Annotated in this window: 18 protein-coding genes; 14 read left to right on the top strand and 4 right to left on the bottom strand. The window is 68.7% G+C overall.

Annotated features, from left to right (window positions below; genetic code table 11):
- Positions 1–144 precede the first annotated feature (144 nt).
- Complete coding sequence (locus tag ACQ7JA_RS15895; RefSeq protein WP_430899393.1) at positions 145–2,451, top strand: EAL domain-containing protein; 2,307 nt, start codon at positions 145–147, stop codon at positions 2,449–2,451.
- A gap of 121 nt (positions 2,452–2,572) precedes the next feature.
- On the opposite strand, the gene ACQ7JA_RS15890 is transcribed toward ACQ7JA_RS15895, so the two are convergent.
- Complete coding sequence (locus tag ACQ7JA_RS15890) at positions 2,573–3,025, bottom strand: CBS domain-containing protein (protein WP_430899391.1); 453 nt, start codon at positions 3,023–3,025, stop codon at positions 2,573–2,575.
- 184 nt (positions 3,026–3,209) lie between these two features.
- Here ACQ7JA_RS15890 and ACQ7JA_RS15885 point away from each other — a divergent pair, with 184 nt between their 5' ends.
- From ACQ7JA_RS15885 to ACQ7JA_RS15875, 3 genes are read left to right on the top strand one after another with little or no spacing between them, the layout of a single operon-like run.
- Entirely contained in the window at positions 3,210–4,520 is a 1,311-nt protein-coding gene (locus tag ACQ7JA_RS15885) for an O-acetylhomoserine aminocarboxypropyltransferase (RefSeq protein ID WP_430899389.1), read from the top strand.
- Between the two features lies 1 nt (position 4,521).
- Positions 4,522–5,352 carry an alpha/beta fold hydrolase gene (locus ACQ7JA_RS15880; protein WP_430899387.1) on the top strand — a complete coding sequence of 277 codons (831 nt, stop codon included), beginning with the start codon at positions 4,522–4,524 and terminating at the stop codon, positions 5,350–5,352.
- Positions 5,349–5,654, top strand: a complete 306-nt coding sequence (locus ACQ7JA_RS15875) for an Mpo1-like protein (RefSeq protein ID WP_430899385.1) — start codon at positions 5,349–5,351, stop codon at positions 5,652–5,654. The genes ACQ7JA_RS15880 and ACQ7JA_RS15875 overlap by 4 nt, the downstream gene beginning before the upstream one ends.
- Here ACQ7JA_RS15875 and ACQ7JA_RS15870 read toward each other — a convergent pair whose 3' ends face one another.
- The 3 genes from ACQ7JA_RS15870 to ACQ7JA_RS15860 all read right to left on the bottom strand — a co-directional run bounded on the left by ACQ7JA_RS15870 (position 5,655) and on the right by ACQ7JA_RS15860 (position 10,407).
- Positions 5,655–8,198 carry a PAS domain-containing protein gene (locus ACQ7JA_RS15870; RefSeq protein WP_430899383.1) on the bottom strand — a complete coding sequence of 848 codons (2,544 nt, stop codon included), beginning with the start codon at positions 8,196–8,198 and terminating at the stop codon, positions 5,655–5,657.
- A 72-nt stretch (positions 8,199–8,270) separates the two neighbouring features.
- Complete coding sequence (locus ACQ7JA_RS15865) at positions 8,271–9,008, bottom strand: hypothetical protein (protein ID WP_430899381.1); 738 nt, start codon at positions 9,006–9,008, stop codon at positions 8,271–8,273.
- A gap of 64 nt (positions 9,009–9,072) precedes the next feature.
- Positions 9,073–10,407 carry a YihY family inner membrane protein gene (locus tag ACQ7JA_RS15860; RefSeq protein ID WP_430899436.1) on the bottom strand — a complete coding sequence of 445 codons (1,335 nt, stop codon included), beginning with the start codon at positions 10,405–10,407 and terminating at the stop codon, positions 9,073–9,075.
- 118 nt (positions 10,408–10,525) lie between these two features.
- Here ACQ7JA_RS15860 and wrbA point away from each other — a divergent pair, with 118 nt between their 5' ends.
- The 10 genes from wrbA (at position 10,526) to thyA (ending at position 23,158) form a co-directional block, all read left to right on the top strand.
- Positions 10,526–11,134, top strand: a complete 609-nt coding sequence (wrbA, locus tag ACQ7JA_RS15855; protein ID WP_430899379.1) for an NAD(P)H:quinone oxidoreductase — start codon at positions 10,526–10,528, stop codon at positions 11,132–11,134.
- Positions 11,134–11,532: a DUF2069 domain-containing protein gene (locus ACQ7JA_RS15850; protein ID WP_430899377.1), complete on the top strand. Its 399-nt coding sequence runs from the start codon at positions 11,134–11,136 to the stop codon at positions 11,530–11,532. The genes wrbA and ACQ7JA_RS15850 overlap by 1 nt, the downstream gene beginning before the upstream one ends.
- A complete protein-coding gene (locus tag ACQ7JA_RS15845) occupies positions 11,525–12,940 on the top strand; it encodes an FAD-binding oxidoreductase (RefSeq protein WP_430899375.1) in 1,416 nt (471 codons plus the stop codon). Before ACQ7JA_RS15850 ends, ACQ7JA_RS15845 begins: the two co-directional genes overlap by 8 nt.
- Positions 12,941–12,957: 17 nt before the next feature.
- The gene (locus tag ACQ7JA_RS15840) at positions 12,958–13,395 is read left to right on the top strand and encodes a DUF4124 domain-containing protein (protein WP_430899373.1); all 438 of its coding nucleotides are present in this window, start codon (positions 12,958–12,960) and stop codon (positions 13,393–13,395) included.
- A complete protein-coding gene (locus ACQ7JA_RS15835; RefSeq protein WP_430899371.1) occupies positions 13,383–15,932 on the top strand; it encodes an FtsX-like permease family protein in 2,550 nt (849 codons plus the stop codon). The genes ACQ7JA_RS15840 and ACQ7JA_RS15835 overlap by 13 nt, the downstream gene beginning before the upstream one ends.
- Entirely contained in the window at positions 15,932–16,999 is a 1,068-nt protein-coding gene (locus tag ACQ7JA_RS15830; RefSeq protein WP_430899369.1) for a lipocalin-like domain-containing protein, read from the top strand. The genes ACQ7JA_RS15835 and ACQ7JA_RS15830 overlap by 1 nt, the downstream gene beginning before the upstream one ends.
- 34 nt (positions 17,000–17,033) lie before the next feature.
- On the top strand, positions 17,034–18,872 hold the full coding sequence (locus ACQ7JA_RS15825) for an ABC transporter transmembrane domain-containing protein (protein WP_430899367.1): 1,839 nt from the start codon (positions 17,034–17,036) through the stop codon (positions 18,870–18,872).
- Between the two features lie 174 nt (positions 18,873–19,046).
- On the top strand, positions 19,047–21,071 hold the full coding sequence (locus ACQ7JA_RS15820; RefSeq protein ID WP_430899365.1) for a methyl-accepting chemotaxis protein: 2,025 nt from the start codon (positions 19,047–19,049) through the stop codon (positions 21,069–21,071).
- A gap of 56 nt (positions 21,072–21,127) precedes the next feature.
- On the top strand, positions 21,128–22,216 hold the full coding sequence (locus ACQ7JA_RS15815; RefSeq protein ID WP_430899363.1) for a threonine aldolase family protein: 1,089 nt from the start codon (positions 21,128–21,130) through the stop codon (positions 22,214–22,216).
- A gap of 147 nt (positions 22,217–22,363) precedes the next feature.
- Positions 22,364–23,158, top strand: coding sequence for a thymidylate synthase (thyA, locus tag ACQ7JA_RS15810; RefSeq protein ID WP_430899361.1), 795 nt, complete (start codon positions 22,364–22,366; stop codon positions 23,156–23,158).
- The last annotated feature ends 9 nt before the right edge of the window (positions 23,159–23,167 follow it).

Below are 23,167 nucleotides of genomic sequence, written 5' to 3'. Positions count from 1 at the left end.
AAGCCCGGAGGAATCGCCGCGCAAGCTCCAGGCCAAAATAGTTGCTACAAGGATACATATTTGTCGTTTCGGCCAGTCTGTAAGCTTCTGTAAAGGAAATTGCATATATACTGATTTAAACCAAGCCCAGCCTTCTGGAGACCAATGCCTTCCTCGATGACGCCGCCGGGCCCGATGACCAATGCGGTAGACGACCGCGACGACCTGGTATTCGCCGACGAAGCCGATCACGCTTCGCCCTCGCCCCTCGCTGCCGCCGGTGCGCCGGCTTGCGCCAGCGCGAGTTGGCGCATCCTGGTGGTGGACGACGACGCCGACGTGCACTCGACCACGACCTTCGCCCTCAAGGGTGTCGAGATGCAGGGCCGGTCGCTGGAATTCCTGCATGCCTACTCGAGCGAGGAGGCGCGCGCCATCCTGGCGCGCGAGCCCGGGATCGCCGTGGTCCTGCTGGACGTGGTGATGGAGCGTCCCGACGCCGGCCTGCAGCTGGTGCGCAGCATCCGCGAGGAGCTCGGCCTGATCGAGGTCCGCCTCATCCTGCGCACCGGCCAGCCCGGCTATGCGCCCGAGCTGGAAGCCATCCGCGGCTACGACATCAACGATTACCGCACCAAGTCCGAACTCACCCGCACCAAGCTGTACACCGCGGTGGCCGCCGCCGTGCGCTCCTACGATCAGCTGCGCGCCCTGGCCGCCAGCCGCGCCGGCCTGGAACACATCCTGAGCGCCGGCGCCCAGTTGATGGCCCTGCATGGCGTGGCCGACGCGGCCCGGGGCGTGCTGCGCCAGCTGGCGATCCTGCTCGGCCGGCCGGAGGCCGGCGTGCTGTGCGTGCGCGCAAGCGGCCATGGACGGCGCGACAGCGTGCACGTGATCGCAGCCGCCGGCGAGCATGCCCGGCTCGCCGGTGCGGAACTGGACGGCCCGGAGCACGCCAGCGTCAAGCAGGCGGTCCGGCGCACCCTCGAACAGCGCCGCCGTCTCGACGGCGACGGCTGGCTCACCCTGCACTTCGCCGGCAAGGCCGGTCGCGATTTCGCCGCCTGCATTCCCTTCGAGCGCACGGTCGGCGAACTCGAATGCCGCCTGCTGGACGTGTTCGCGAGCGTGGCCGCGGTCAGCCTCGAGAACGTCGAACTGGTCACCCACCTGAACCAGGCCGCCTTCCGCGACCAGCTGACGGGCCTGCCCAACCGCACCCGCCTCGTCGAACTGATCGACGCCATCCTGGCCAGCCCGCGCCGCAATGCCGCCACCCTGGCCATCGTCGACCTCGACCACTTCGCCGAGACCAACGATGCGCTCGGCCACCATTTCGGCGACCTGCTGCTGGTGGCCGTGGGACGCCGCCTGGAAGAGCGCCTGAAGGCCTGCCCGGACGAGCAACTGGAGGTGGCGCGCATCGGCGGCGACATCTTCTGCGTGCTCGGCGACGCCGCCGTGGTGCAGCCGGAGCGCATCGCGGCGCTGTTCCGCGAGCCCTTCCACATCGACGGCCAGGACGTGCTGGTGTCGAGCACGCTCGGCCTGGTGCGCCTGCCCGACCACGACGGCAGCGGCGCCGACGCCCTGAAGGACGCCGACATCGCGCTCAAGCGCGCCAAGTCGCAGCAGCGCGCCGGCCACTTCTATTTCTCGCGCAGCATGGGGGTCGAGATCCGCGAGCGGGTCCGCATGATGCACGCGCTGCGCAGCGGCTTCCAGCACGGCGAGCTGTTCCTGGCTTACCAGCCCCAGGTCGACCTGGCCACGGGCCGCCCCTTCGGCGCCGAAGCGCTGCTGCGCTGGCGCACCGGGGACGGCCGCATGATCGGCCCGGACCGCTTCATCCCGATCGCCGAATACTCGGGCCTGATCGTCGACATCGGCGAATGGGTGCTGCGCCAGGCCCTGGCCGAGCTGGTGCGCCTGAGGGCGGGCGGCCACCTCGACTTCACCATGTCGGTCAACGTCTCTCAGGTGCAGTTCCGCCACCCGCACTTCGTCGAGATGCTGCGCCGCGCGCTGGAGGACACCGGCGCGCCGGCCGACTACGTGGAGCTGGAAATCACCGAATCGATGGCGATGGAAGAGCCGGCCCTGCTGGTCGAGAAGCTGGCGCAGGTCAAGCGCACCGGCGTGTCGATCGCGATCGACGACTTCGGCACGGGCTTCTCGTCGCTCTCGCACCTGCAGCGCCTGCAGGTGGACCGCCTCAAGATCGACCGCACCTTCGTTACCGAAATCACGGGATCGGCGCGCGGCAGCAGCATTGCCGAAATGGTGATCCAGCTGGGCCGCAACCTGGGCTTGACCGTGATCGCGGAAGGGGTCGAGGACGAACGCCAGGCGCACATCCTGCGCACGCTGGGCTGCCCGCTGGCGCAGGGTTTCCTGTTCTCGCGGCCGCTCAGCCCGGAAGCCCTGCTGGAGTGGCTGGGCAATCAGTCACTGATCGAAGCGGCGTAGGGTGGTCCGGGCCACGAAAGGCGGCTGTCCCGACCGCGCGTTCAACTGCACGATGGATTGACGCAAATCGGCCCGCACTGTCTGTTTGAACGCGCGGACGGCGAAGCCGTCCACCCCACGTTCAATCCTCAGCCGCTTGCTCCGCAGGCCAGTCGCGAATATAGGCCTTGAGCATGCGGTTCTCGAAGCTCTGCGCCTCCAGCACCGCCTTCGCCACGTCGTAGAAGGAGATCACGCCCAGCAGGGTGCGGGCATTCATCACCGGCAGGTAACGCGCATGCTTTTCCAGCATGATGCGGCGCACCTCGTTGACTTCGGTGTCCGGGGTCACGGTGATCGGGCTGTCGTCCATCACCTTGCGCACCGTGCCGTTGCCGAGTGCGCCGCCCTGGGCGTGCAGCTCCTTGATCACTTCGCGGAAGGTCAGCATGCCGACCAGGTCGCCGTACTCCATGACGACCAGCGAGCCGATGTCCTTTTCCGCCATCGTCGCGGCCGCCTCCACCAGGGGCTGGTCGGGCGTGACGGTATAGAGAATTTCACCTTTCACCTGCAGGATCTCGGAGACTTTCATATTGGCCACCCCGTCAGCTTGGTTAGTGATACCAGAAATATTTGTATAAGGCATAACACCGACTGTAGCCGATGCCCGCCAAAAAATCCAGCATTGCACCATTCCGGCGCCGACGCCCCATTGCGCCACGTTAAAAGAGTGCTACGATGCCGCCCATCCCAATTCATCAGTAGAACGGAACACGATGAGCGGTCCACAAGATCCCGGCTTCGACACCCTGGCCCTGCACGCAGGCGGCGCCCCCGACCCGGCCACCGGCGCGCGCGCCACGCCGATCCACTTCACTTCCTCCTTCGCCTTCCGCGATTCCGACCACGCCGCAGCGCTGTTCAATATGGAACGCGCCGGCCACGTGTATTCGCGCATCTCGAACCCGACCAATGCGGTGCTGGAGGAGCGGATCGCGGCCCTGGAGGGCGGCGTGGCGGGCATCGCCACCGCCAGCGGACAGGCGGCAATGCACCTGGGCCTGGCGACGATTGCCGGCGCCGGCAGCCACATCGTGGCATCCACGGCGCTGTACGGCGGCTCGCACAACCTGCTGCATTACACCCTGCGCCGCTTCGGCGTCGAGACCACCTTCGTGAACCCGCGCGACCTCGACGCCTGGCGCGCCGCGATCCGCCCGAACACCAAGATCCTGTTCGGCGAAACCCTCGGCAACCCGGGCCTGGACGTGCTCGACATCCCGGCGATCTCCAGCATCGCGCACGAGCACGGCCTGCCGCTGATGGTGGACGCCACCTTCACCACGCCCTACCTGCTGCGCCCCTTCGACCTCGGCGCCGACCTGCTGTTCCACTCGGCCACCAAGTTCCTGTGCGGCCACGGCACCGCGATCGGCGGCCTGCTGGTCGACGGCGGCACCTTCGACTGGGACGCCGCGCATGCGGCAAGCGGGCGCTTCCCCGAGCTGTGCGAGCCCTACGATGGCTTCCACGGCATGGTGTTCGCGGAAGAGTCGACCGTCGCGCCCTTCGCCCTGCGCGCGCGCCGCGAAGGCCTGCGCGACTTCGGCGCGGCGATGAGCCCGCACAATGCCTTCGGCATCCTGCAGGGCATCGAGACCCTCGGACTGCGCATGGACCGCCATGTCGCGAATACCCGCCGCGTGGTGGAATTCCTGCTCGCGCATCCGGCCGTCGCCGCCGTGAACTACCCCGAGCTCGCATCTCACCCGGACCACCATCTCGCCCAGCGCCTGCTGCCCAAGGGCTGCGGGGCCGTGTTCACCTTCGAACTCAAGGGCGACCGCGCGGCGGGGCGCCGCTTCGCCGATGGCCTGCAGCTGTTCTCGCACCTGGCCAATGTCGGCGACGCCAAGTCGCTGGTGATCCACCCGGCGTCGACGACGCATTTCCGCGTCCCGGCCGAGGAACTGGCGGCAAGCGGCATCAGGGAGGGCACGATGCGCCTCTCGGTCGGTCTGGAAGACCCGGACGACCTGATCGAAGACCTCAAGCGCGGCCTGAAACTGGCCCAGAAAGGAGCCTGAGATGCAGTTCGACATCCAGGGCGCGAGCGCCTACGCCTACACCGGCGGCAAGCCCTTCGACCCCGCGCTGCCCACGGTCGTGCTCATCCACGGCGCCCAGAACGACCATTCGGTCTGGGCCCTGCAGAGCCGCTACCTGGCCCACCACGGCTACTCGGTGCTGGCGGTCGACCTGCCCGGCCACGGCAGAAGCGCCGGCCCGGCCTTGAAGAGCGTCGAGGCAATGGCGGCCTGGCTGGCGGCGCTGTTGACGGCCGCCGGCGTGCGGCGCGCCATCCTCGCCGGCCACAGCATGGGCTCGCTGATCGCGCTGGAAGCCGCCCACCTGGCGCCGGAGACCGTGATCGGCCTGGCGCTGGTCGGCAGCACCTATCCGATGAAGGTGTCCGACTCCCTGCTCGACACGGCGCGCGAGGACGAAGCACGCGCCATCGACATGGTGAACATCTGGTCGCATTCCTCCATCGCGCACAAGCCCTCCTGCCCCGGTCCGGGCTTCTCGGTGATGGGCGGGGCGCGCCGCCTGATGCAGCGCATGTCGGCGCGCAATCCGGCGCAGCTCTTCTACACGGACTTCGCGGCCTGCAATGCGTATGCGAACGGTGAAGCGGCCGCGGCCGCCGTAGCCTGCCCGGTGCTGTTCGTCTTCGGGTCGAAGGACGTCATGACGCCGCCGCGTTCCACGAAGCTGCTGACCGGACTCCTGTCCCATGGCAGAATCGTGACCGTGGACGCCGGCCACCAAATGATGGCCGAAGCGCCCGACGCGGTGCTCGACGCCCTGGCCGGCTTCGCCGGCGCCGCGCTCAGCCAACACAAGGAGACGCCATGACGGCACGCCATGCCAGCTTCGCGGAGTTCTACCCTTATTACCTGACCCAGCATGCCGACCGCCGCTGCCGCCGCGCACACTTCATCGGCACCTCGTCGGCGATCGCCTCGATCGCCCAGTACATCGACAGCCTGAATGCCTGGTGGCTGCTGTTCGCCGTCGTCAGCGGTTACGGCGGCGCCTGGATCGGCCACTTCTTCTACGAGAAGAACAAGCCGGCCTCCTTCTCCCAGCCCTGGTATTCCTTCCGGGCCGACTGGGTGATGTACTGGCAGATGCTGACGGGGAAACTCAGCTGGTGATCAGGGCGCGTCCAGCACCGCCCTGACGCGCACTTCCAGCTCGGCGAGCGTGAATGGCTTGCCGATCAATTCGACGCCCGGCTCCAGCACCTCGCCCTGGACCAGGGCGTTGCGCGAGTAGCCGGTCGCGAACAGGATCTTCACCCCTGGGCGCAGCTTCAGGGCCTGGTCGGCCAGCTTCCTGCCGTTCGTCTCGGGCATGATCACATCGGTGAAGAGCAGCGCGATGTCCGGGTGGGCGTCCAGGGCGCGCAGCGCGGCGCTGGCGCTGGCCGCGGCCAGCACGCGGTAGCCGAGTTCGGACAGCATGTCCACCGACAGGGTGCGCACGGCGTCCTCGTCCTCGACCACCAGGATCGTCTCGCCGGCGGCGCGCCCCGGGGCCGCGGCGGACGCCGGCTGCGGGGCCTGCTCGGCATCCGCCGCATGGCGCGGCAGATAGATGCGCACCGTGGCGCCTTCGCCCGGCGCCGTGTCGATGCGCACGAAGCCACCCGACTGGCGCGCAAAACCGTAGACCTGGCTCAGGCCCAGGCCGGTGCCGCGCCCCACTTCCTTGGTCGTGAAGAAGGGCTCGAAGGCCTTGGCTGCGACGTCAGGCGGCATGCCGGCGCCCGTGTCCCTTACCGCCACCATGACGTAGTCGCCCGGTGCGAGGCCGGGCTGGCTGGCGGCCAGGCGGGCGTCGACCTGCGCATTGCTCGTCTCGATGGCCAGCTGGCCGCCGTCCGGCATCGCATCGCGCGCGTTGACGGCCAGGTTCAGGATGGCGTTTTCCAGCTGGTTGGCGTCGGCCCAGGTCAGCCACAGCGCCGGGTCGAGGCGCGCCTCGAAGCGGATGTTGCCCCCGATTGCGTGGGTGAGCAGGTCGGTCATGCTGCCGACCAGCCGGTTCACCGCAAGCGCGCCGGGCTTGAGGGCCTGCTGGCGCGAGAAGGCCAGCAGGCGCTGGGTCAGCTGCGCGGCGCGCTTGACGCCGCCCTTCGCCATGCCGATATAGTGCAGCGCCTTGTCGTCGCCGTTCGCGAAGCGCCGTCCCAGCAGTTCCAGCGCGCTGTTCACCACCGCCAGCATATTGTTGAAGTCGTGGGCGATGCCGCCGGTGAGCTGGCCTACCGCCTCCATCTTCTGCGCCTGGCGCAGCGCATCCTCGATGCGCACGCGTTCGGCCACGCCCTCGATCACGCGCCGCTCCAGGGTTTCGTTCATGTCGCGCAGGGCCAGTTCGGCGCGGTGGCGCTGGCTGACGTCCTGGAACAGCACGGCCACCTGGCGCCGCTCGGCCGGTTCGATGCGCAGCGCGGCCAGCTCCAGGTAGCGGTGGGTGGCTTCGAGCTCGCGCCGGAAGCGCACCGGCTCGCCCGTGACCAGCACCTTGCGGTAGATCTCGACCCAGGCGTCGGCCTCGAGCGGCACCATCTCGCGCACACGCTGGCCGACCACGTTCGGGATGCCTGCATTGGCCTCGTAGGCGGGGTTGGCCATCACGTGCACGTAGTCGCTCAGCGGCCCGTGCGGGCCGTCGAGGAACTCGATCACGCAGAAGCCTTCGTCGATCGATTCGAACAGGGTGCGGAACAGGCGCTCGCTTTCGCGCATGGCCGCGACCGCCGCGTTGCGTTCGGACAGGTCGAGCATAGCGCCGATCATGCGCAGCGGCCGGCCGTCGGCGTCGCGCAGCACGGTGCCGCGGTCGAAGATGTCGGCGTAGCTGCCGTCGGCGCGCCGGAAGCGGTACTCGCCGGCCCAGCTGCTGCCGCCATTGTCGATCACGCCGTGGATCGTGGTCTCGATGCGTTCACGGTCGTCCGGATGGATGTGGTCGAGCCACCAGTCGGCGGAAGTCTGGTCCAGCCTGTGGCCGAACAGGGTCTCCACGGCCTGGTTCCAGACCACGTGGCCGTCGGCCAGGCGCCAGTCCCAGATGGCGTCGTTGGTGGCGAGACGCGCCAGGCGGTAGCGTTCCTCGACCTCCTCCCTGCGGTCATGATGGCGGCGCGCCTCCTCCAGGCTGGCGGCCAGCCCCTGCTGCGCCAACATCTTGCCGGTGGTCTCCCACACCGTGCAGGCAAAGCCGCGGATCGTGGCATCGTCCTCGCGCAGTGGCGTGTACGAGAAAGTGAACCAGGCCCGCTCCTGGTAGCCGTTGCGGTCGATAAGAAGCGGCAGGTCTTCGCGGCAGACGCCGACGCCGCCCATGGCCTGGGCGATCAGGGGCGCGACGTCGGGCCATACCTCGCCCCACACGGAGCGCAAAGGCGCGCCGAAGGCGGCGGGATGCTTGCCGCCCAGGAGGACGGCATAGGCGTCGTTGTAGACCATGGAAAGCTGCTCGCCCCACACCAGCCACATCGGCACCGGCGAGTCGAACACCTGGGCCACCGCGGCGCGCAGCGCGCGCGACCAGCCCTCGGGGTGGCCGAGCGCGCAGGCGCTCCAGTCCTGCCGCGCCAGCAGGCAAGCCTGGGGCCTGCCTTGTGCGTCGAAAGGCGCGCGAAGCGCGGTGTTGGCGGCTTCAGGCTGCAGGTGGGAATCGGTGTTCAAGAAGGCCGGGGTGCATGATCGCTCTGATGAATTTGACGATCATACACCAACGCCCGCTTCTTGCCAAAATACCTACACGACTTCGTTCCAGCTCGGGTTCGCGATATATGGCCGGGTGTACTCGCAATACATGCCGTCGTACTCGGCCACCAGCCTGGCTTTTTCGTGCAGCGTGTAATGGAACTGCCGGCACGGCATCTCGCCGATCGGATGGGCGCCGGTGGCGCTGATGCGCACGTCGTAGCGCTCGCCCTTCCAGCCCAGGCTCTTGCCCTGCTCGAGCGCGACCAGCAGCTTGGGAAACTCCCTGGAATAGTCGCCGCTCTTCACCAATGAGCGGCCGCCCCAGGCGTCGAAGGCATAGCCGCCCTCGCAATCGCTGCACGGCACCTTGCTCGCCTCGCGGAAGGCGGTCTTGGCCGCGCGCGCCTTGTCGAACTTCAGGTCCGAGACCGAGTAGACCGGGCAGCCGGTATCTTCCGGCCAGAGCGCGGCCGGCTCGAAGCCATCGGGGCGCTCGCCGATCGGCAGCGGCGTGCCCTTGCGGCGAGGACAGCCCGCTGGAGCGGCCGCCTGGACGGGCGCCTGCGCGACGGGCGCCGCCGGCTGGGCGAGACCCCTGGCGGCGCCGTCCACGGCGCCGGTGACGGCCTGGCGCACATTGTTGCCGACCGCCTGGCGGGCGGCGTCGCTCGCCGCGTTCTTGAGGAAGTCGCCCCAGGACTGGGCGCGGCTGTCGTGCACGATGCCGGCGCCCAGCAGCAGGAACAGGCCGAGGTTGACGAGCGTAAGGGAAGAAGGTCGTTTCATGAAGCGAAGACGAAGAAGCGGGAAAGCTGCGCAGTGTAGTGCGCCCCGCCTTCCCCGTGACCCATCACCCGTGGGGGGAATTGGGCAAGGCGAAGTGCTGGGCCAGGGTCTGTTCCAGGCCCTGCTCGACCGCGGTCTCCACCTGGCGCGCCAGTGCCGCCGTGTCGAGGGCGAGCGCGGAGGCGGGCGGGCCCTCCTCGCCCGCCGCGGCGCCGCCGGCGCCCGCCACGTCGAACACGAAGAGGCGGTAGACGTCGGCCAGGCGAATGGTGCCGGGGTCGACCAGCAGGACCCAGTTGTCGGCGCTCTCGCGCGCTCCCCTGCCCCAGCGCGCGCCGGCCGGCAGGTCCTCCTGCACCCGCCCGACCCAGCCGGCCGCCACCATCTTCTCGAGCAGCATCGTCATCTCGTCGTAGCCGATGCGCGTGTGCGCCCGGATCGCCGCGCTCGATACCAGAGCCGTACCGGTCGCCTGGCTGCTGCCGTGCAGCACCTTGAGCACCGCCATCGCGTCGACGAAAGCGCTGCCCGGCGCCGGCTGGTGCCACCAGCGCTCGTACTTCACCACCGGCAGCGCCGCCGCCAGCACGGCGCCGACCAGGGTGATCAGCCAGGACAGGTACATCCACACCAGGAACAGGGGCAGCGCCGCCAGGGCGCCATAGATGATGGCGTAGGTCGGGAACTGGCGGATGAAGAGCGCGAAGCCGCGCTTGGCGGCCTCGAAGGCGATCGCCGCGGCCAGGCCGCCCCAGAGGGCGTCGCGCCAATGCACGCGGCGGTTCGGCACCGCCATGTAGAGCATGGTGTAGAAACCGGTGGAGAGGGCCACCGACACCAGGGTGTAGAACAGCGCGCCGAAGAAGGGCAGCGACTTGAGCGCCCCGCCGGTGGCGGTGAACAGCTGGGAGGTGGCGGTCAGGGACAGGCCGAACAGGATGGGGCCGAGCGAGACCAGGGCCCAGTAGACCAGCACCCGCTGCGACCAGGGCCGCGGGCGGCGCACGCCCCAGATCTGGTTGAAGGCGCGCTCGATCATGCCCATCATCGCGGTGGTCGTCATCAGGAGCAGCACCGCGCCCAGCAGGGACAGGCCCTTGGCCTTGCTGGCGAACTGGGTCAGGTTGGAGCTGATGGTGTTGGCGATCGCCTTCGGCATCAGGGTCTGGACGAACCAGGTGTCGAGCGCCGTCCGCAGCTGGCCGAACACCGGGAAGGTGGTGAGGATCGCCAGCACGATGGTGAGCAGGGGCACCAGGGCCAGGGTAGTGGTGAAGGTCAGGCTGCCCGCCACCTGGGGCAGCTTTTCCTCGCGCAGGCGGCGCCGCGCGAAACGCAGCAGGTCGCGGGTCTCGGCGAGCGTCAGGCCGCGCGCGCGATCGATGCCGATGGCCAGCATGTCCGAGGTGCTGCGCGACAGGGAGTGAACGGTCTTGGTGAGCATGGATTGCGCCGCGATGCGGCCGTTACGATTCGCCCCGTATGGGGCATGAGCAAAGCGCCCTATAATACCAACGATGAAGCCAACCCTGACCATCCTCGTGCTCTACTACTCGCGCCACGGCGCCACCCGCAAACTGGCCGAACTGGTGGCCCAGGGCATCGAAAGCGTGCCCGGGGCCGAAGCGCGCCTGCGCACCGTGCCCGCAGTCTCCACCGTGGCCGAGGCGACCCAGCCGGATATCCCCGACAACGGTCCGCCCTATGTCGAGCTGTCCGACCTGGCCGAGTGCGCGGGCCTGGCCCTCGGTTCCCCAACCCGCTTCGGCAATATGGCAAGCGCGATGAAGTACTTCCTCGACGGCACCGCCGCCGACTGGGTCAACGGCACCCTCACGGGCAAGCCGGCCGCTGTCTTCACCTCGACCGGCAGCCTGCATGGCGGCCAGGAATCGACCCTGCTGTCGATGATGATACCGTTGTTGCACCATGGCATGCTAGTCCTCGGCCTGCCTTACTCCCACCCCGAACTCATGAACACGGCCAGCGGCGGCAGCCCCTACGGCGCCTCGCACTGGGCCGGCGCGGACGGCCGGCGCGCGTTGACCGAGGACGAGCGCGTGCTCGCCATCGCCCTCGGCAAACGCCTGGCCACCGCCGCGGTCAAACTGCAGGGAATGCACTGATGGATACCGCAAAAGTCTTTCATGCCGGCGCCATTGCCAGCCTGATCTGGCTGATCGGCTGGCTGGTGGCCTGGGAAGTCTTCGTCGCCCCGCTGCATCCGGGCGGGTCCCTGCTCGCGCTCAAGGCGCTGCCGCTGCTGCTGCCGCTGCGCGGGGTCATCAAGCGCGACCTCTACACCCTGCAGTGGTCGTCGATGGTCATCCTGATCTACTTCGCCGAAGGCGCAGTGCGCGCCTGGGCCGACACCACCCAGGCCTCGCGCCTGATGGCGCTGGGCGAGGTGGTGCTGGTAATGGTCTACTTCGCCTGCGCCCTGCTCTTCCTGCATCCGTACAAGAAGGAAGCCAAGCGCCTGGCCAAGGAGCTGCTCGACAAGGTCAAAGTGCCGCATGACTGAGCAGCAGGGCCTGGAAAGCGCCTTGCGCGCCATCGTCGGCGACACCCACGTGGTGCTCGATGAGGCGGGCATGGCGCCCTACCTGACGGATTGGCGCGGGCGCTTCACCGGACGCGCCCGCGCCATCGTCCTGCCCGCAAGCACCGGGGAAGTCGCGGCCATCGTCTCCGCCTGCGCCGCCGCGCGCGCGCCCATCGTGCCCCAGGGCGGGCGCACCGGCCTGGTGCTGGGCAGCGTGCCGGACGCGGCGGGCGACGCCATCGTGCTCTCGCTGCGGCGCCTGAACCGCATCCGCCAGGTCGACTCCTTCAACCGCACCATGGTCGTCGATGCCGGCTGCATCCTGCAGGACATCCAGGGAGCCGCGCTTGACGCCGGCATGCTGTTCCCGCTCTCGCTGGCGGCCGAAGGCAGTTGCACCATCGGCGGCAACCTCTCGACCAATGCCGGCGGCACGGCCGTGCTGCGCTACGGGAACACCCGCGAGCTCTGCCTGGGCCTGGAGGTCGTCACCGCGCAAGGCGCGGTCTGGGACGGCCTGCGCGGCCTGCGCAAGGACACTACCGGCTACGACCTGCGCGACCTCTTCATCGGCGCCGAGGGCACGCTCGGCATCATCACGGCCGCGGTTCTCAAGCTCCATCCGCTGCCGAAGGCGCAGCGCACGGCCATGGTGGCGCTGGACTCGCCCGGAAGCGCGCTGGACCTGCTGGTGCTGCTGCAGGAGCGCTGCGGCGCCGCCCTGACGGGCTTCGAGCTGATGTCCGAACTGTGCCTGCGCCTGGTCGCGACCCACTTCCCCGACCTGCCGCGCCCCTTCGCGGCGCCGCACCCGCAGTACGCGCTGGTCGAACTCTCCAGCAGCGAGTCGGGCGAACATGCGGCGGCCCTGCTGGAAGCCGCGCTCGGTGCGGCGCTGGATGCCGGCATGGCGCGCGACGCCGTGCTGGCCAGCTCGACGGCCCAATCCCTGGGCCTCTGGAAGGTGCGCGAGTCCATTTCGCCGGCTCAAGCGGCGGCCGGCAAGAACATCAAACACGACATTTCACTGCCCTTGTCCGCGATTCCCGACTTCATTGCGCGGACCGACGCGGCGCTCCAGGCCGCTTTTCCCGGCTGCCAGGTGGTCTGCTTCGGCCACCTGGGCGACGGCAACCTGCATTACAACGTCGCCCCGCCCGAAGGCCGTGGACACGAGGATTTCCTCGCCCACCAGGATGCAATCAACCGCATCGTCCACGACAGCGTGCTCGCAAGCAAAGGCTCGATATCGGCCGAGCACGGCATCGGCGCACTCAAGCGCGAAGAGCTGGCGCGCGTCAAGTCGCCGGTCGAGCTGGACATGATGCGCGCCATCAAGGCCGCCCTGGACCCGCTCGGCATTATGAACCCTGGAAAAATTCTGTGACTTCGGGGACCATCATCATGCGCTCATTGCTTACGCTCCTTATCGCCTGCCTGCTCAGCCCTGCGGCAATGGCCGGCACCATCTACAAATGCGTCGAGAATGGCAAGACCAGCTACGCCGACCAGCCGTGCGGCAAGAACCCGGTCGCGCTCGCGCTGCGGGTCGCGCCGGCGGCGCCCGGCGAGGCGGCCGAGCGCCTGGCGCGCTCGAAAGCCTATCTCGCCGGCGTCGAGGCCGAGCGCGCCGAAGAGGAACAGCGCGCGGCGCGCGCGGCGCGGGCCGCAAAGCAGGCCCAGCGTGACGCCCTCGTGGAGCGCAAGCGCTGCGACAAGCTGCGTCTGCAAACCAAATGGGCCGAGGAAGACAGCCGGCGCGCGGGCCGTTCCGAGGCCGACAGGGAACGCATCAAAGCCAGGCGCCAGGCCGAGGCGCTGGCGGTGGAATGCCCGGCCTGAGCCTACTCTCGCGCTGGCTGCTGCTGGGCGAATGGCGCGCCCATCCGGTACGCGCGCTGCTGGCCATCGGCGCCATCGCCGTCGGCGTCGCCATGGGCTTCGCCATCCACCTGATCAATGCCGCCGCCTTCAATGAATTCTCGGCCGCCGTCAAAAGCCTGTCCGGCCAGGCCGACCTGCAGGTGGCCGGGCGCGAACCGCTGTTCGACGAATCGGTCTACCCACGCCTGGCCGCGATGCCCGAGGTGGTGGTCGCCTCGCCCGTGCTGGAGCTCTCGGCCGGCATCGCGGGCGCCCAGGGCGCGCTGCGCATCATCGGCATCGACGCCTTCCGCGCCGGCTTCATTTCGCCCGACCTGACCGGCGTGCCCCTTGAAGACCGCGTCACCGACGTGCTGGCCGACGACGCCCTCTTCCTCTCGCCGGCAGCGGAAAACTGGCTGGGCAAGCGCCGCGGCGAGACCGTGCTGCTGCGCGCCGGCACAGGCGACGTGGCCCTGCGCGTGGCCGGCCCGGTGGCGCGGGCAAGGCCCGGCCAGCGCATCGCGGTAATGGACATCGGCGCGGCCCAGTGGCGATTCGGCCAGCTCGGACGCCTCTCGCGCGTGGACCTGAAGCTGCGCGACGGCGTCGACCGCCTGGCCTTCCGCCAGAAGCTCGCCACCGAACTGCAGCAGGCCTACCCGGGCCGCTTCACCGTGCGCCAGCCCGACGACGGCGACCAGGAAGAGCGCAATGCGAACCTGAGCCGCGCCTACCGCGTCAACCTCACCGTGCTGGCCCTGGTGGCCCTGTTCACCGGCGCCTTCCTCGTGTTCTCGACCCAGGCCCTGTCGGTGATGCGGCGGCGCAGCCAGTTCGCGCTGCTGCGCGTGCTGGGTCTGAAACGCGGCCAGCTGCTGCGCCAGGTGCTGCTGGAAGGCGCGAGCCTAGGCGTACTGGGCGCCGCGCTCGGCATCGCCGCGGGCTACGGCCTCGCGGCCACGGCGCTGCGCTTCTTCGGCGGCGACCTCGGCGCCGGCTATTTCCCCGGCATCCGCCCCCAGGTCCAGTTCACGCCGGTGGCGGCCGCCGTCTTCTTCGGCCTCGGCCTGGGCGTGGCCCTGCTCGGCTGCCTGTTCCCGGCCCTGGAAGCGGCGCGCGCGAAACCGGCGGTGGCGATCAAGTCCGGCGCCGACGAGGCGGCACTGTCGCGCCTCGGCCGCGTCAAGCCTTCGCTCATCTGCCTCGCATTGGCCGCGATCCTCGCTTTCGCGCCGCCCGTGTTCGAACTGCCGCTGTTCGGCTACCTCGCGATCGCCCTGCTGCTCATCGGCGGGATCGGCCTGATGCCGCGCCTCGCGGCCGGCACTTTCCGGTGTCTCGAGGCGCTGGTCGTGCGCAGCCCGCGCGCGCCGCCCATCCTGCCGCTGGCGCTGGCGCGCCTGGCCAATGCCCCGGGCCAGGCCTCGATCGCCCTCGGCGGCGTGCTGGCCAGCTTCAGCCTGATGGTGGCGATGGGCATCATGGTGGCGAGCTTCCGGGTCTCGGTGGACGACTGGATGGGCCATATCCTGCCGGCCGACCTCTACGTGCGCACGGCCGCCGGCGGCAACACCGGATTCCTCACGCCCGAGCAGCAGGCCGCGCTCGAGGCCACGCCCGGCGTCGCCCAGGCCCAGTTCCTGCGTACCCGTCCCGTTTCGCTTTCGCCCGACCGGCCGAACGTGGTCGTGATCGCGCGCGACATCGATGCGCGCGATCCCGGACGCCTGCTCTTCCTGGTCGGCGAGACGGCCACGCCGCCGGCGGGCAGCCGGCCGGCCTGGGTGTCGGAAGCCCTGGTCGACCTGTATGGCGCCCGCGTCGGCCAGCCTTTCACGATTCCGCTCGGCGGTTCGCAGGCGCGCTTCTTTGTCGCCGGCGTCTGGCGCGACTACGCCAACCAGGCCGGCTCGGTCGTCATCCGCCTGTCGGATTACCGCGCCCTCACGGGCGAAGCGGAAGTCACCGACGCCGCCCTGTATGCGGCGCGCGGCGCGGGTCTGGAGCAGCTGGAAGCAAGCGTGCGCGCCCTGCCCTTCGGCGCCGCCCTGCAAATCATGTCAGCCGGCGACATCCGCGGCATGAGCCTCAGGATCTTCGACCGCAGCTTCGCCGTGACCTATCTGCTGGAGGCGATCGCGATTGCCATCGGCCTGTCCGGCGTGGCCGCCAGCTTCTCGGCCCAGACGCTGGCGCGCGCCCGCGAGTTCGGCATGCTGCGCCACGTGGGCGTCACCCGCGGCCAGGTATTGAAGATCCTCGCCTTCGAGGGCGGCCTGCTCACCCTGCTGGGCGTGGCCTGCGGTTTCGCGCTGGGACTGGTCATCAGCCTGATCCTGGTTTATGTTGTGAATCCCCAGTCGTTCCACTGGACGATGCAGCTGCATCTGCCGTGGGGCTTGCTGGGAAGCGTGGCCGCGGTGCTGGTCGCCGCCTCGGTGGCGACCGCGCTGGTATCGGGCCGCTATGCGCTATCCGGCGGTCCGGTACGCGCGGTCAGGGAGGATTGGTGATGCGGCGTCTGTTGTTTCTGTTGCTGTTCCTGTGCGGTTCCGCTGTTGCCGACCCACCGGAATTCGCGCCCGTGCGCCCCGGCACCACCCTGAGCTTCCCGCGCGACTTCGGCGCCCACCCGGAGTTTCGCACCGAGTGGTGGTACGTCACCGGCTGGGTCGAGACGCCGGACAGGAAACCGCTCGGCTTCCAGGTCACCTTCTTCCGCAGCCGCACCGAACACGATCCGCGCAATCCCAGCGCGTTCGCCCCGCGCCAGCTGGTGATCGGCCATGCCGCCCTGTCCGACCCCGAAGTCGGGCGCCTGGTGCACGACCAGAGGAGCGCACGCGAAGGGTTTGGCCTGGCCTGGGCGCGCACCGGCAACACCGACCTGAAGCTGGACGACTGGCGCATGGTGCGCGAGAGTTCCGGCAACTACCGCGTCACGATCCGCTCCAGCGAGCTGACGCTGGAACTGCGCCTGGCGCCGACCCAGGCCGTGCTGGTCCAGGGCGAAGGCGGCTACTCGCGCAAGGGGGCGAGCCCCCGGCACGCCAGCCACTATTACAGCGAGCCGCAGCTCAAGGTCAGCGGCAGCGTGGGGCGTTCCGGCAGCGTGCCGGTGGCCGTCACGGGCAGCGCCTGGCTCGACCACGAATGGTCGAGCGAAGCCCTGCAACCGGAGGCGAGCGGCTGGGACTGGATCGGCGTGAACCTCGACGACGGCGGCGCCCTGATGGCTTTCCAGATTCGCAAGGTGGGAGGTGGTAAACTATGGGCGCACGCCACCCATCGCGACAAGGCCGGCAAGGTGACCCGCTATGCGCCGGACCAGGTGAACTTCACCCCGAGCGCGCACTGGACCTCGCCGCGCACCAAGGCCGTGTACCCGGTCGCCACGGAGATCTCCACTGGCCCCTTGCGCTGGCAGATCGCTCCCCTGCAGCAAGACCAGGAGCTCGACTCGCGCCGTTCGACCGGCGCGGTCTACTGGGAGGGCGCGGTGACAGTCATGCAGGGCGGTCGCCGCGCGGGCCGCGGCTACCTGGAAATGACTGGCTACGTACGCCAGATGAAGCTGTAACGACGGACTGACAAAGAAGAATACGCAAGAGACGATGAGCACCCGCACCACCGGCACGAACCAACCCGACACTTCCCGCAAAGGCAGCCTCGCCGCCCTCAGGGGCCTGCTTCCCTTCCTGGCGCCCTACCGCCGCCAGTTCGTCCTGGCCGGCATCGCCCTGCTGTTCGCGGCCGGCGCCACCCTGGCCATTCCCGCCGCCTTCAAGCAGATGATCGACCATGGCTTCGGCGCCGCCGGTGGTGGCGCCGGCAGCCAGAGCATCCAGCACGTCGACGCCGTCTTCCTGGCCCTGTTCGGCGTCGCCGCCGTGCTGGCCGTGGCCACCGCGGCGCGCTTCTTCATGGTGTCCTGGCTGGGCGAGCGCGTGGTGGCCGACGTGCGCGCCGCCGTCTACCGCCACGTGGTGCACCAGAGCCCCGAATTCTTCGAGACCACCCGCAGCGGCGAGGTGCTGTCGCGCCTGACCACCGACACCACCCTGATCCAGACCGTGGTCGGCACCAGCATCTCGCTGGCCCTGCGCAACACCCTGCTGTTCCTGGGCGGCCTCGTGATGCTGTTCGTGACCAGCCCCAAGCTCTCCGCCATCATCCTGGGCCTGCTGGTGCTGGTGGTGCTGCCCATCGTGCTGTTCGGCCGCCGCGTGCGCAAGCTCTCGCGCGACTCGCAGGACCGCATCGCCGACGCGTCGGCCATGGCCGGCGAGATCCTCAACGCCATGCCCACGGTGCAGGCCTTCACCCACGAGGGCATCGAGTCCGGGCGCTTCACGCAATCGGTGGACGGCGCCTTCCAGACCGCGATCCGCCGCATTCGCGCACGCGCCACGCTCACCATGCTGGCCATCGTGCTGGTCTTCGGCGCCATCGTCTTCGTGCTCTGGCTGGGCGCCCACGCCGTGCTGGCCGGGACCATGACGGGCGGCGACCTGGGCCAGTTCATCCTCTATGCCTCGATCGTGGCGGGGTCGGTCGGCGCGCTGTCCGAAGTGATGGGCGAAGCCCAGCGCGCGGCCGGCGCCACCGAGCGCCTGCTGGAACTGCTGGCCGCCCGCTCCGATATCCAGGATCCGGCCCAGCCGAAGCAGCTGCCCCAGCGCCTGGAGAACGGCGCCCGCGTGGCGATCGAGAACGTCAGCTTCAGCTACCCCTCGCGCCTGGAGACGGCCGCGCTTGCGCACCTGTCCCTCGACATCCGCGCCGGCGAAACCGTGGCCCTGGTCGGCCCCTCGGGCGCCGGCAAGACCACGCTGTTCCAGCTGCTGCTGCGCTTCTACGACCCGCAGAGCGGCAGCATCCGCCTGGACGGCGTCGACATCCGCGACCTCTCCCTGCACACCCTGCGCGGCGCCATCGGCATCGTGCCCCAGGACACGGTGATCTTTTCCACCAGCGCCCTGGAGAACATCCGCTACGGCCGGGTTGACGCCAGCGACGAGGAAGTGATCCAGGTGTCGAAGATGGCTGCGGCCCATGAATTCATCGAGCGCCTGCCGCAGGGCTATGGCTCGCACCTGGGCGAGCGCGGCGTGCGCCTGTCGGGCGGCCAGCGCCAGCGCATCGCGATCGCGCGCGCCCTGCTCAAGAACCCGCCGCTGCTGCTGCTCGACGAAGCCACCAGCGCCCTCGACGCCGAGTCGGAACGCCTGGTGCAGCGCGCGCTGGAAGCGGCCATGGTCGGCCGCACCACCCTGATCATCGCGCACCGCCTGTCGACCGTCCAGCGCGCCGACCGCATCATCGTGCTGGACGAAGGCCGCGTGGTGGAATCCGGCACACATGCCGAACTGGTGGCGCACGGCGGGGTGTACGCCAAGCTGGCGGTCCTGCAGTTCCAGGCGCATGCGCCGGTGGATGCCCACCTGGGCTAAGGCATAACCCATGGTTATTTCGCAAGCTTGTTGAGGAATAGCCAAGTTCTGCTTGACTTTGCGTCACGATTGTTGTGTAAGCGCCGCGAAAGATAGGAGTAAACACGCGTAATTGTTGCGCCATGGAAAGCGCGGACTTAAGATTCGAGTCACTCATCCCACCGGATCTCCCCCATGTCCTCGAAACACACTTTCCTTCCTGTCAACTGGAACGTCGGCACGCGCATCAGCGTCATCACTTTCGTCCTGATGGGCGCTGTCATCGCTGCCCTGGTCGCGATGATCACGGTGAGCACCTCGGCCATGCTGGAAGAACGCGCCACCGCGAGCGTCGCCAACGAACTCCGCAGCGTCTCGAATACTGTCGAGATGTTCAACAAGAGCGTCAGCAGCTCCGCGCAGAGCTTCGGCCACATCTTCCGCAACGCCCTGCCGGGCGCCTTCGAGCTCGACCCGGCCACCACGGTGGACATCGCCGGCCGCACCACGCCCACTCTCAAGCTCGATGGCAAGCCGCTGAACCTCGACTTCAGCACCCCCGACGCCTTTACCGCCCAGACCGGCGGCAACGCCACCATCTTCGCCGTCGATGGCGAGGACTTCGTGCGCGTGACCACCTCGGTCAAGAAGGAAAACGGCGAACGCGCCATCGGCACCCTGCTCGACCGGGCCAGCCCGGCCTATGCCGTGCTGCGCGATGGCCGCACCTACATCGGCCTGGTCACCCTGTTCGGCAAGCAGTACATCACCCAGTACGAGCCGGCCAAGGACGCCTCGGGCAAGGTCGTGGCCGTGCTCTACGTCGGCGTCGACATCACCGAAGACATGAAGCTGCTGAAGGACCGCATCCGTGCGATCAAGGTCGGCGACACCGGCTACTTCTACGTGCTGAATGCGGCGCCCGGCAAGCACTACGGCGACCTGATCGTCCACCCGGCCAAGGAAGGCACCAACCTGCTCGATTCGAAGGACGCCGACGGCCGCTTCTTCATCAAGGAGATCCTCGAGAAGAAGGAAGGCAGCATCGTCTACGACTGGCAGAACCCGGGCGAAGCCTCGCCGCGCCAGAAGTTCGTCGCCTACAGCCATATCAAGGACTGGAACTGGATCATCGCCGGCGGCACCTACCGCGACGAGATCACCGCCGCCGCAACCCAGCTGCGCAACCGTTTCATCAGCTTCGGCCTGGCCGCGCTGGCACTGCTGGCAGCCGTCCTGTACATGCTGGTGCGCGCCACCGTCTCGCGCCCGCTGGCCGAAGTGCGCGACGTCGCCCGCCGCATCGCCGAGGGCGACCTGACCGCCCGCATGGACAGCATCCGCCGCGACGAGATCGGGCTCCTGACGGAGGCCGTCAACACGGTCGGCGCCAAGCTCTCGAGCGTGGTCGGCAAGGTGCGCGAAGGCGCCGAGCAGATCGCCCACGCTTCGTCGGAGATCTCGGCGGGCAACCTCGACCTGTGCCAGCGCACCGAAGAACAGGCCGTCAGCCTGGCCGGCACCGCCTCCTCGATGGACCAGCTCACCGCCACCGTGCGCCAGAACAGCGACAATGCGCGCCAGGCCAACCAGCTGGCCATGAATGCCTCCAGCGTCGCCGAAAAGGGCGGCGCCACCGTGGCCCAGGTGATCGAACGCATGGACGCGATCACCCAGTCCTCGCGCAAGATCTCCGACATCACCAGCGTCATCGATGGCATCGCCTTCCAGACCAACATCCTCGCGCTGAACGCGGCCGTCGAAGCGGCGCGCGCCGGCGAACAGGGCCGCGGCTTCGCCGTGGTCGCGGGCGAGGTGCGCAACCTGGCCCAGCGCTGCGCCGCTGCTGCCAAGGAAATCAAGGGCCTGATCGACACTTCGAACGGCGAAGTCGATGCCGGCAGCAAGCTGGTGGCCGAAGCCGGCACCACCATGCACGAGGTGCTGGCCAGCGTGGCGCGCGTGACCGACATCATGTCGGAGATCACCGCCGCCGGCCAGGAGCAGACCGCGGGCATCGAGCACATCAACCGCGCGGTGGGCGAGATGGACGAGGCGACCCAGCAGAACGCCGCCCTGGTCGAAGAAGCCAGCGCCGCCGCCCAGGCCCTGCAGGACCAGGCCGCCGAATTGGCGCGCGCCGTGCGCCTGTTCCGCATCGACGACAGCGACACCCAGGCGCTCCAGGCGCCGGCGCGCCGCCTGGCCCTCCCGGCCTGACCTTCCACCCAACAAGCGCTTCGGTGTAGAGTGGCGGGCTGCACCAGGAGCCCGCCATGCTTGATCAAGAACTGCAACGCCGCTGCCACACCGTCTTCCCCGGCCACCGCGCCCGCACGCCCGCCGAGATGTTTGCGGCGATGGCGGCGTGGTGCGCGTCGAACGGCGTCGAGCACGACGTCTACGGCGCCGGCTCCTTGATCCAGGAATTCGAAGCAAAGATCGCGCGCCTGCTCGGCTTCGAAGCGGCGGTGTTCTGCATCAGCGGCACGATGGCCCAGGTCACCGCCCTGCGCCTGGCCTGCCGGGACCGCGGCCGCGACCTGGTGGCCCTGCACCCGACCTCCCACATCTTCGTCCACGAACGCTCGAACTACCAGCTGCTCGGCCACTTCAAGGCCCTGCAGGCGGGCGACCGTCATCGTCCCTGGCAGGTGGCCGACCTGGCCGCGATTCCCGACCGGCTGGGCGCCGTCGGCATGGAACTGCCGCTGCGCGAGATCGGCGGCCAGTTGTCGGACTGGGAAGAACTGGAAGCCATCAAGGCCCACGTGCGCGGGCGCGGCGCCCACCTGCACATGGACGGCGCGCGGCTGTGGGAAGCCGCATGCGGCTACGGCAGGCCGCTGCATGAGGTGGCGGCCGGCTTTGATTCGGCCTACGTCTCGCTGTACAAGGGCGTGGGCGGCCTGGGCGGCGCCATGCTGGCGGGCACGCGCGAGTTCGTGGAGCGCGCGGCGGAGTGGTTCCGGCGCCAGGGCGGCAATGTGATCCACCGTTCTCCCTATGTCGTGGCGGCGGCCATGCAGTTCGACGAGCGCCTGGCGGCGATGCCGGACTACCTGCGCCGCACGCATTTCCTGTACGAGGCGTTGGCTGCGCATCCCGGGATCAAGCGCAATCCCGCAGCCCCGCAGGCGAACATGCTGCACCTGCACCTGCCGGTGTCGCCCGAGCGGGCGCTGGAGATCCGGCGCGAGCTCGCCGAACAGCACGGCATCTGGATGTTCAACCGCATTGCAAGCGGCGTGCTGCCGGATACCAGCTCCTTCGAACTGTACGTAGGCGACAACCTGCTCGCCATGCCGGACGAGCGGCTGCGCACGTCACTCGCCCTCTTCGCCGATGCCCTGTTGCGGCAGTGAGAACCAGGTAGTTTCTGGTGCGCCGGCGCCGCGATACACTGCCGGTCGTCCATGCAGTCTCCCCGGCGAAGATCGATGGCCAGCCGGCCCGCACCTCCTGCGGCGGTCTCAGTTACAATGTGAGGCTGTACTTATTTGTCATCCCCCATGCGCCAATACCTCGAGTTCATGCGCCATGTGAAAGAGCATGGCGCGGTCAAGACCGACCGCACCGGCACCGGCACCCTGTCGGTCTTCGGCTACCAGATGCGCTTCGACCTGCAGCAGGGTTTCCCGCTGCTGACGACGAAGAAAGTCCACCTGAAGTCGATCATCCACGAACTGATCTGGTTCCTGCAGGGCTCGACGAACATCGCCTACCTGAAGGAAAACGGCGTCACCATCTGGGACGAATGGGCCGACGAAAACGGCAACCTGGGGCCGATCTACGGCTACCAGTGGCGCAGCTGGCCAGCCCCGAATGGCGGCCACATCGACCAGATCAGCCAGGTGCTGGACCAGATCCGCAACACGCCGGATTCGCGCCGCATGATTGTCTCGGCCTGGAACGTGGCCGACGTGCCGAACATGAAGCTGCCGCCCTGCCATGCCTTCTTCCAGTTCTACGTGGCCGACGGCAAGCTCTCCTGCCAGCTCTACCAGCGCAGCGCCGACATCTTCCTGGGCGTGCCCTTCAATATCGCGTCCTACGCGATCCTGACCCACATGATGGCGCAGCAGGCGGGCCTGGAAGTGGGCGAGTTCATCTGGACCGGCGGCGACTGCCACCTGTACAGCAACCATCTGGAGCAGGTCGACCTGCAGCTCTCGCGCGAGACCAGGGAACTGCCGCGCCTCGTCATCAAGAGGAAGCCCGACTCGCTGTTCGATTACCGCTTCGAGGATTTCGAGGTCGAGGGCTACGACCCGCATCCGGGCATCAAGGCGCCGGTCGCCGTCTGATCGGCGCGA

The organism is Massilia sp. BKSP1R2A-1, assembly GCF_050586525.1.
GTDB lineage: Bacteria > Pseudomonadota > Gammaproteobacteria > Burkholderiales > Burkholderiaceae_D > Telluria.
The sequence above is the reverse complement of the archived record's forward strand: the minus strand, read 5'-3'. Positions and strand labels throughout refer to the sequence as shown.

Excerpts from the sequence above, each read along its gene's own strand:
- ACQ7JA_RS15840 (WP_430899373.1), top strand. The coding sequence starts at position 12,958 with ATGCGCTCATTGCTTACGCTCCTTATCGCCTGCCTGCTCAGCCCTGCG.
- ACQ7JA_RS15850 (WP_430899377.1), top strand. The coding sequence starts at position 11,134 with ATGGATACCGCAAAAGTCTTTCATGCCGGCGCCATTGCCAGCCTGATC.
- ACQ7JA_RS15865 (WP_430899381.1), bottom strand. The coding sequence starts at position 9,008 with ATGAAACGACCTTCTTCCCTTACGCTCGTCAACCTCGGCCTGTTCCTG.
- ACQ7JA_RS15845 (WP_430899375.1), top strand. The coding sequence starts at position 11,525 with ATGACTGAGCAGCAGGGCCTGGAAAGCGCCTTGCGCGCCATCGTCGGC.
- ACQ7JA_RS15890 (WP_430899391.1), bottom strand. The coding sequence starts at position 3,025 with ATGAAAGTCTCCGAGATCCTGCAGGTGAAAGGTGAAATTCTCTATACC.
- ACQ7JA_RS15880 (WP_430899387.1), top strand. The coding sequence starts at position 4,522 with ATGCAGTTCGACATCCAGGGCGCGAGCGCCTACGCCTACACCGGCGGC.
- ACQ7JA_RS15860 (WP_430899436.1), bottom strand. The coding sequence starts at position 10,407 with ATGCTGGCCATCGGCATCGATCGCGCGCGCGGCCTGACGCTCGCCGAG.
- thyA (WP_430899361.1), top strand. The coding sequence starts at position 22,364 with ATGCGCCAATACCTCGAGTTCATGCGCCATGTGAAAGAGCATGGCGCG.
- ACQ7JA_RS15895 (WP_430899393.1), top strand. The coding sequence starts at position 145 with ATGCCTTCCTCGATGACGCCGCCGGGCCCGATGACCAATGCGGTAGAC.
- ACQ7JA_RS15815 (WP_430899363.1), top strand. The coding sequence starts at position 21,128 with ATGCTTGATCAAGAACTGCAACGCCGCTGCCACACCGTCTTCCCCGGC.
- ACQ7JA_RS15835 (WP_430899371.1), top strand. The coding sequence starts at position 13,383 with ATGCCCGGCCTGAGCCTACTCTCGCGCTGGCTGCTGCTGGGCGAATGG.
- ACQ7JA_RS15885 (WP_430899389.1), top strand. The coding sequence starts at position 3,210 with ATGAGCGGTCCACAAGATCCCGGCTTCGACACCCTGGCCCTGCACGCA.
- ACQ7JA_RS15820 (WP_430899365.1), top strand. The coding sequence starts at position 19,047 with ATGTCCTCGAAACACACTTTCCTTCCTGTCAACTGGAACGTCGGCACG.
- ACQ7JA_RS15825 (WP_430899367.1), top strand. The coding sequence starts at position 17,034 with ATGAGCACCCGCACCACCGGCACGAACCAACCCGACACTTCCCGCAAA.
- ACQ7JA_RS15830 (WP_430899369.1), top strand. The coding sequence starts at position 15,932 with ATGCGGCGTCTGTTGTTTCTGTTGCTGTTCCTGTGCGGTTCCGCTGTT.
- wrbA (WP_430899379.1), top strand. The coding sequence starts at position 10,526 with ATGAAGCCAACCCTGACCATCCTCGTGCTCTACTACTCGCGCCACGGC.
- ACQ7JA_RS15875 (WP_430899385.1), top strand. The coding sequence starts at position 5,349 with ATGACGGCACGCCATGCCAGCTTCGCGGAGTTCTACCCTTATTACCTG.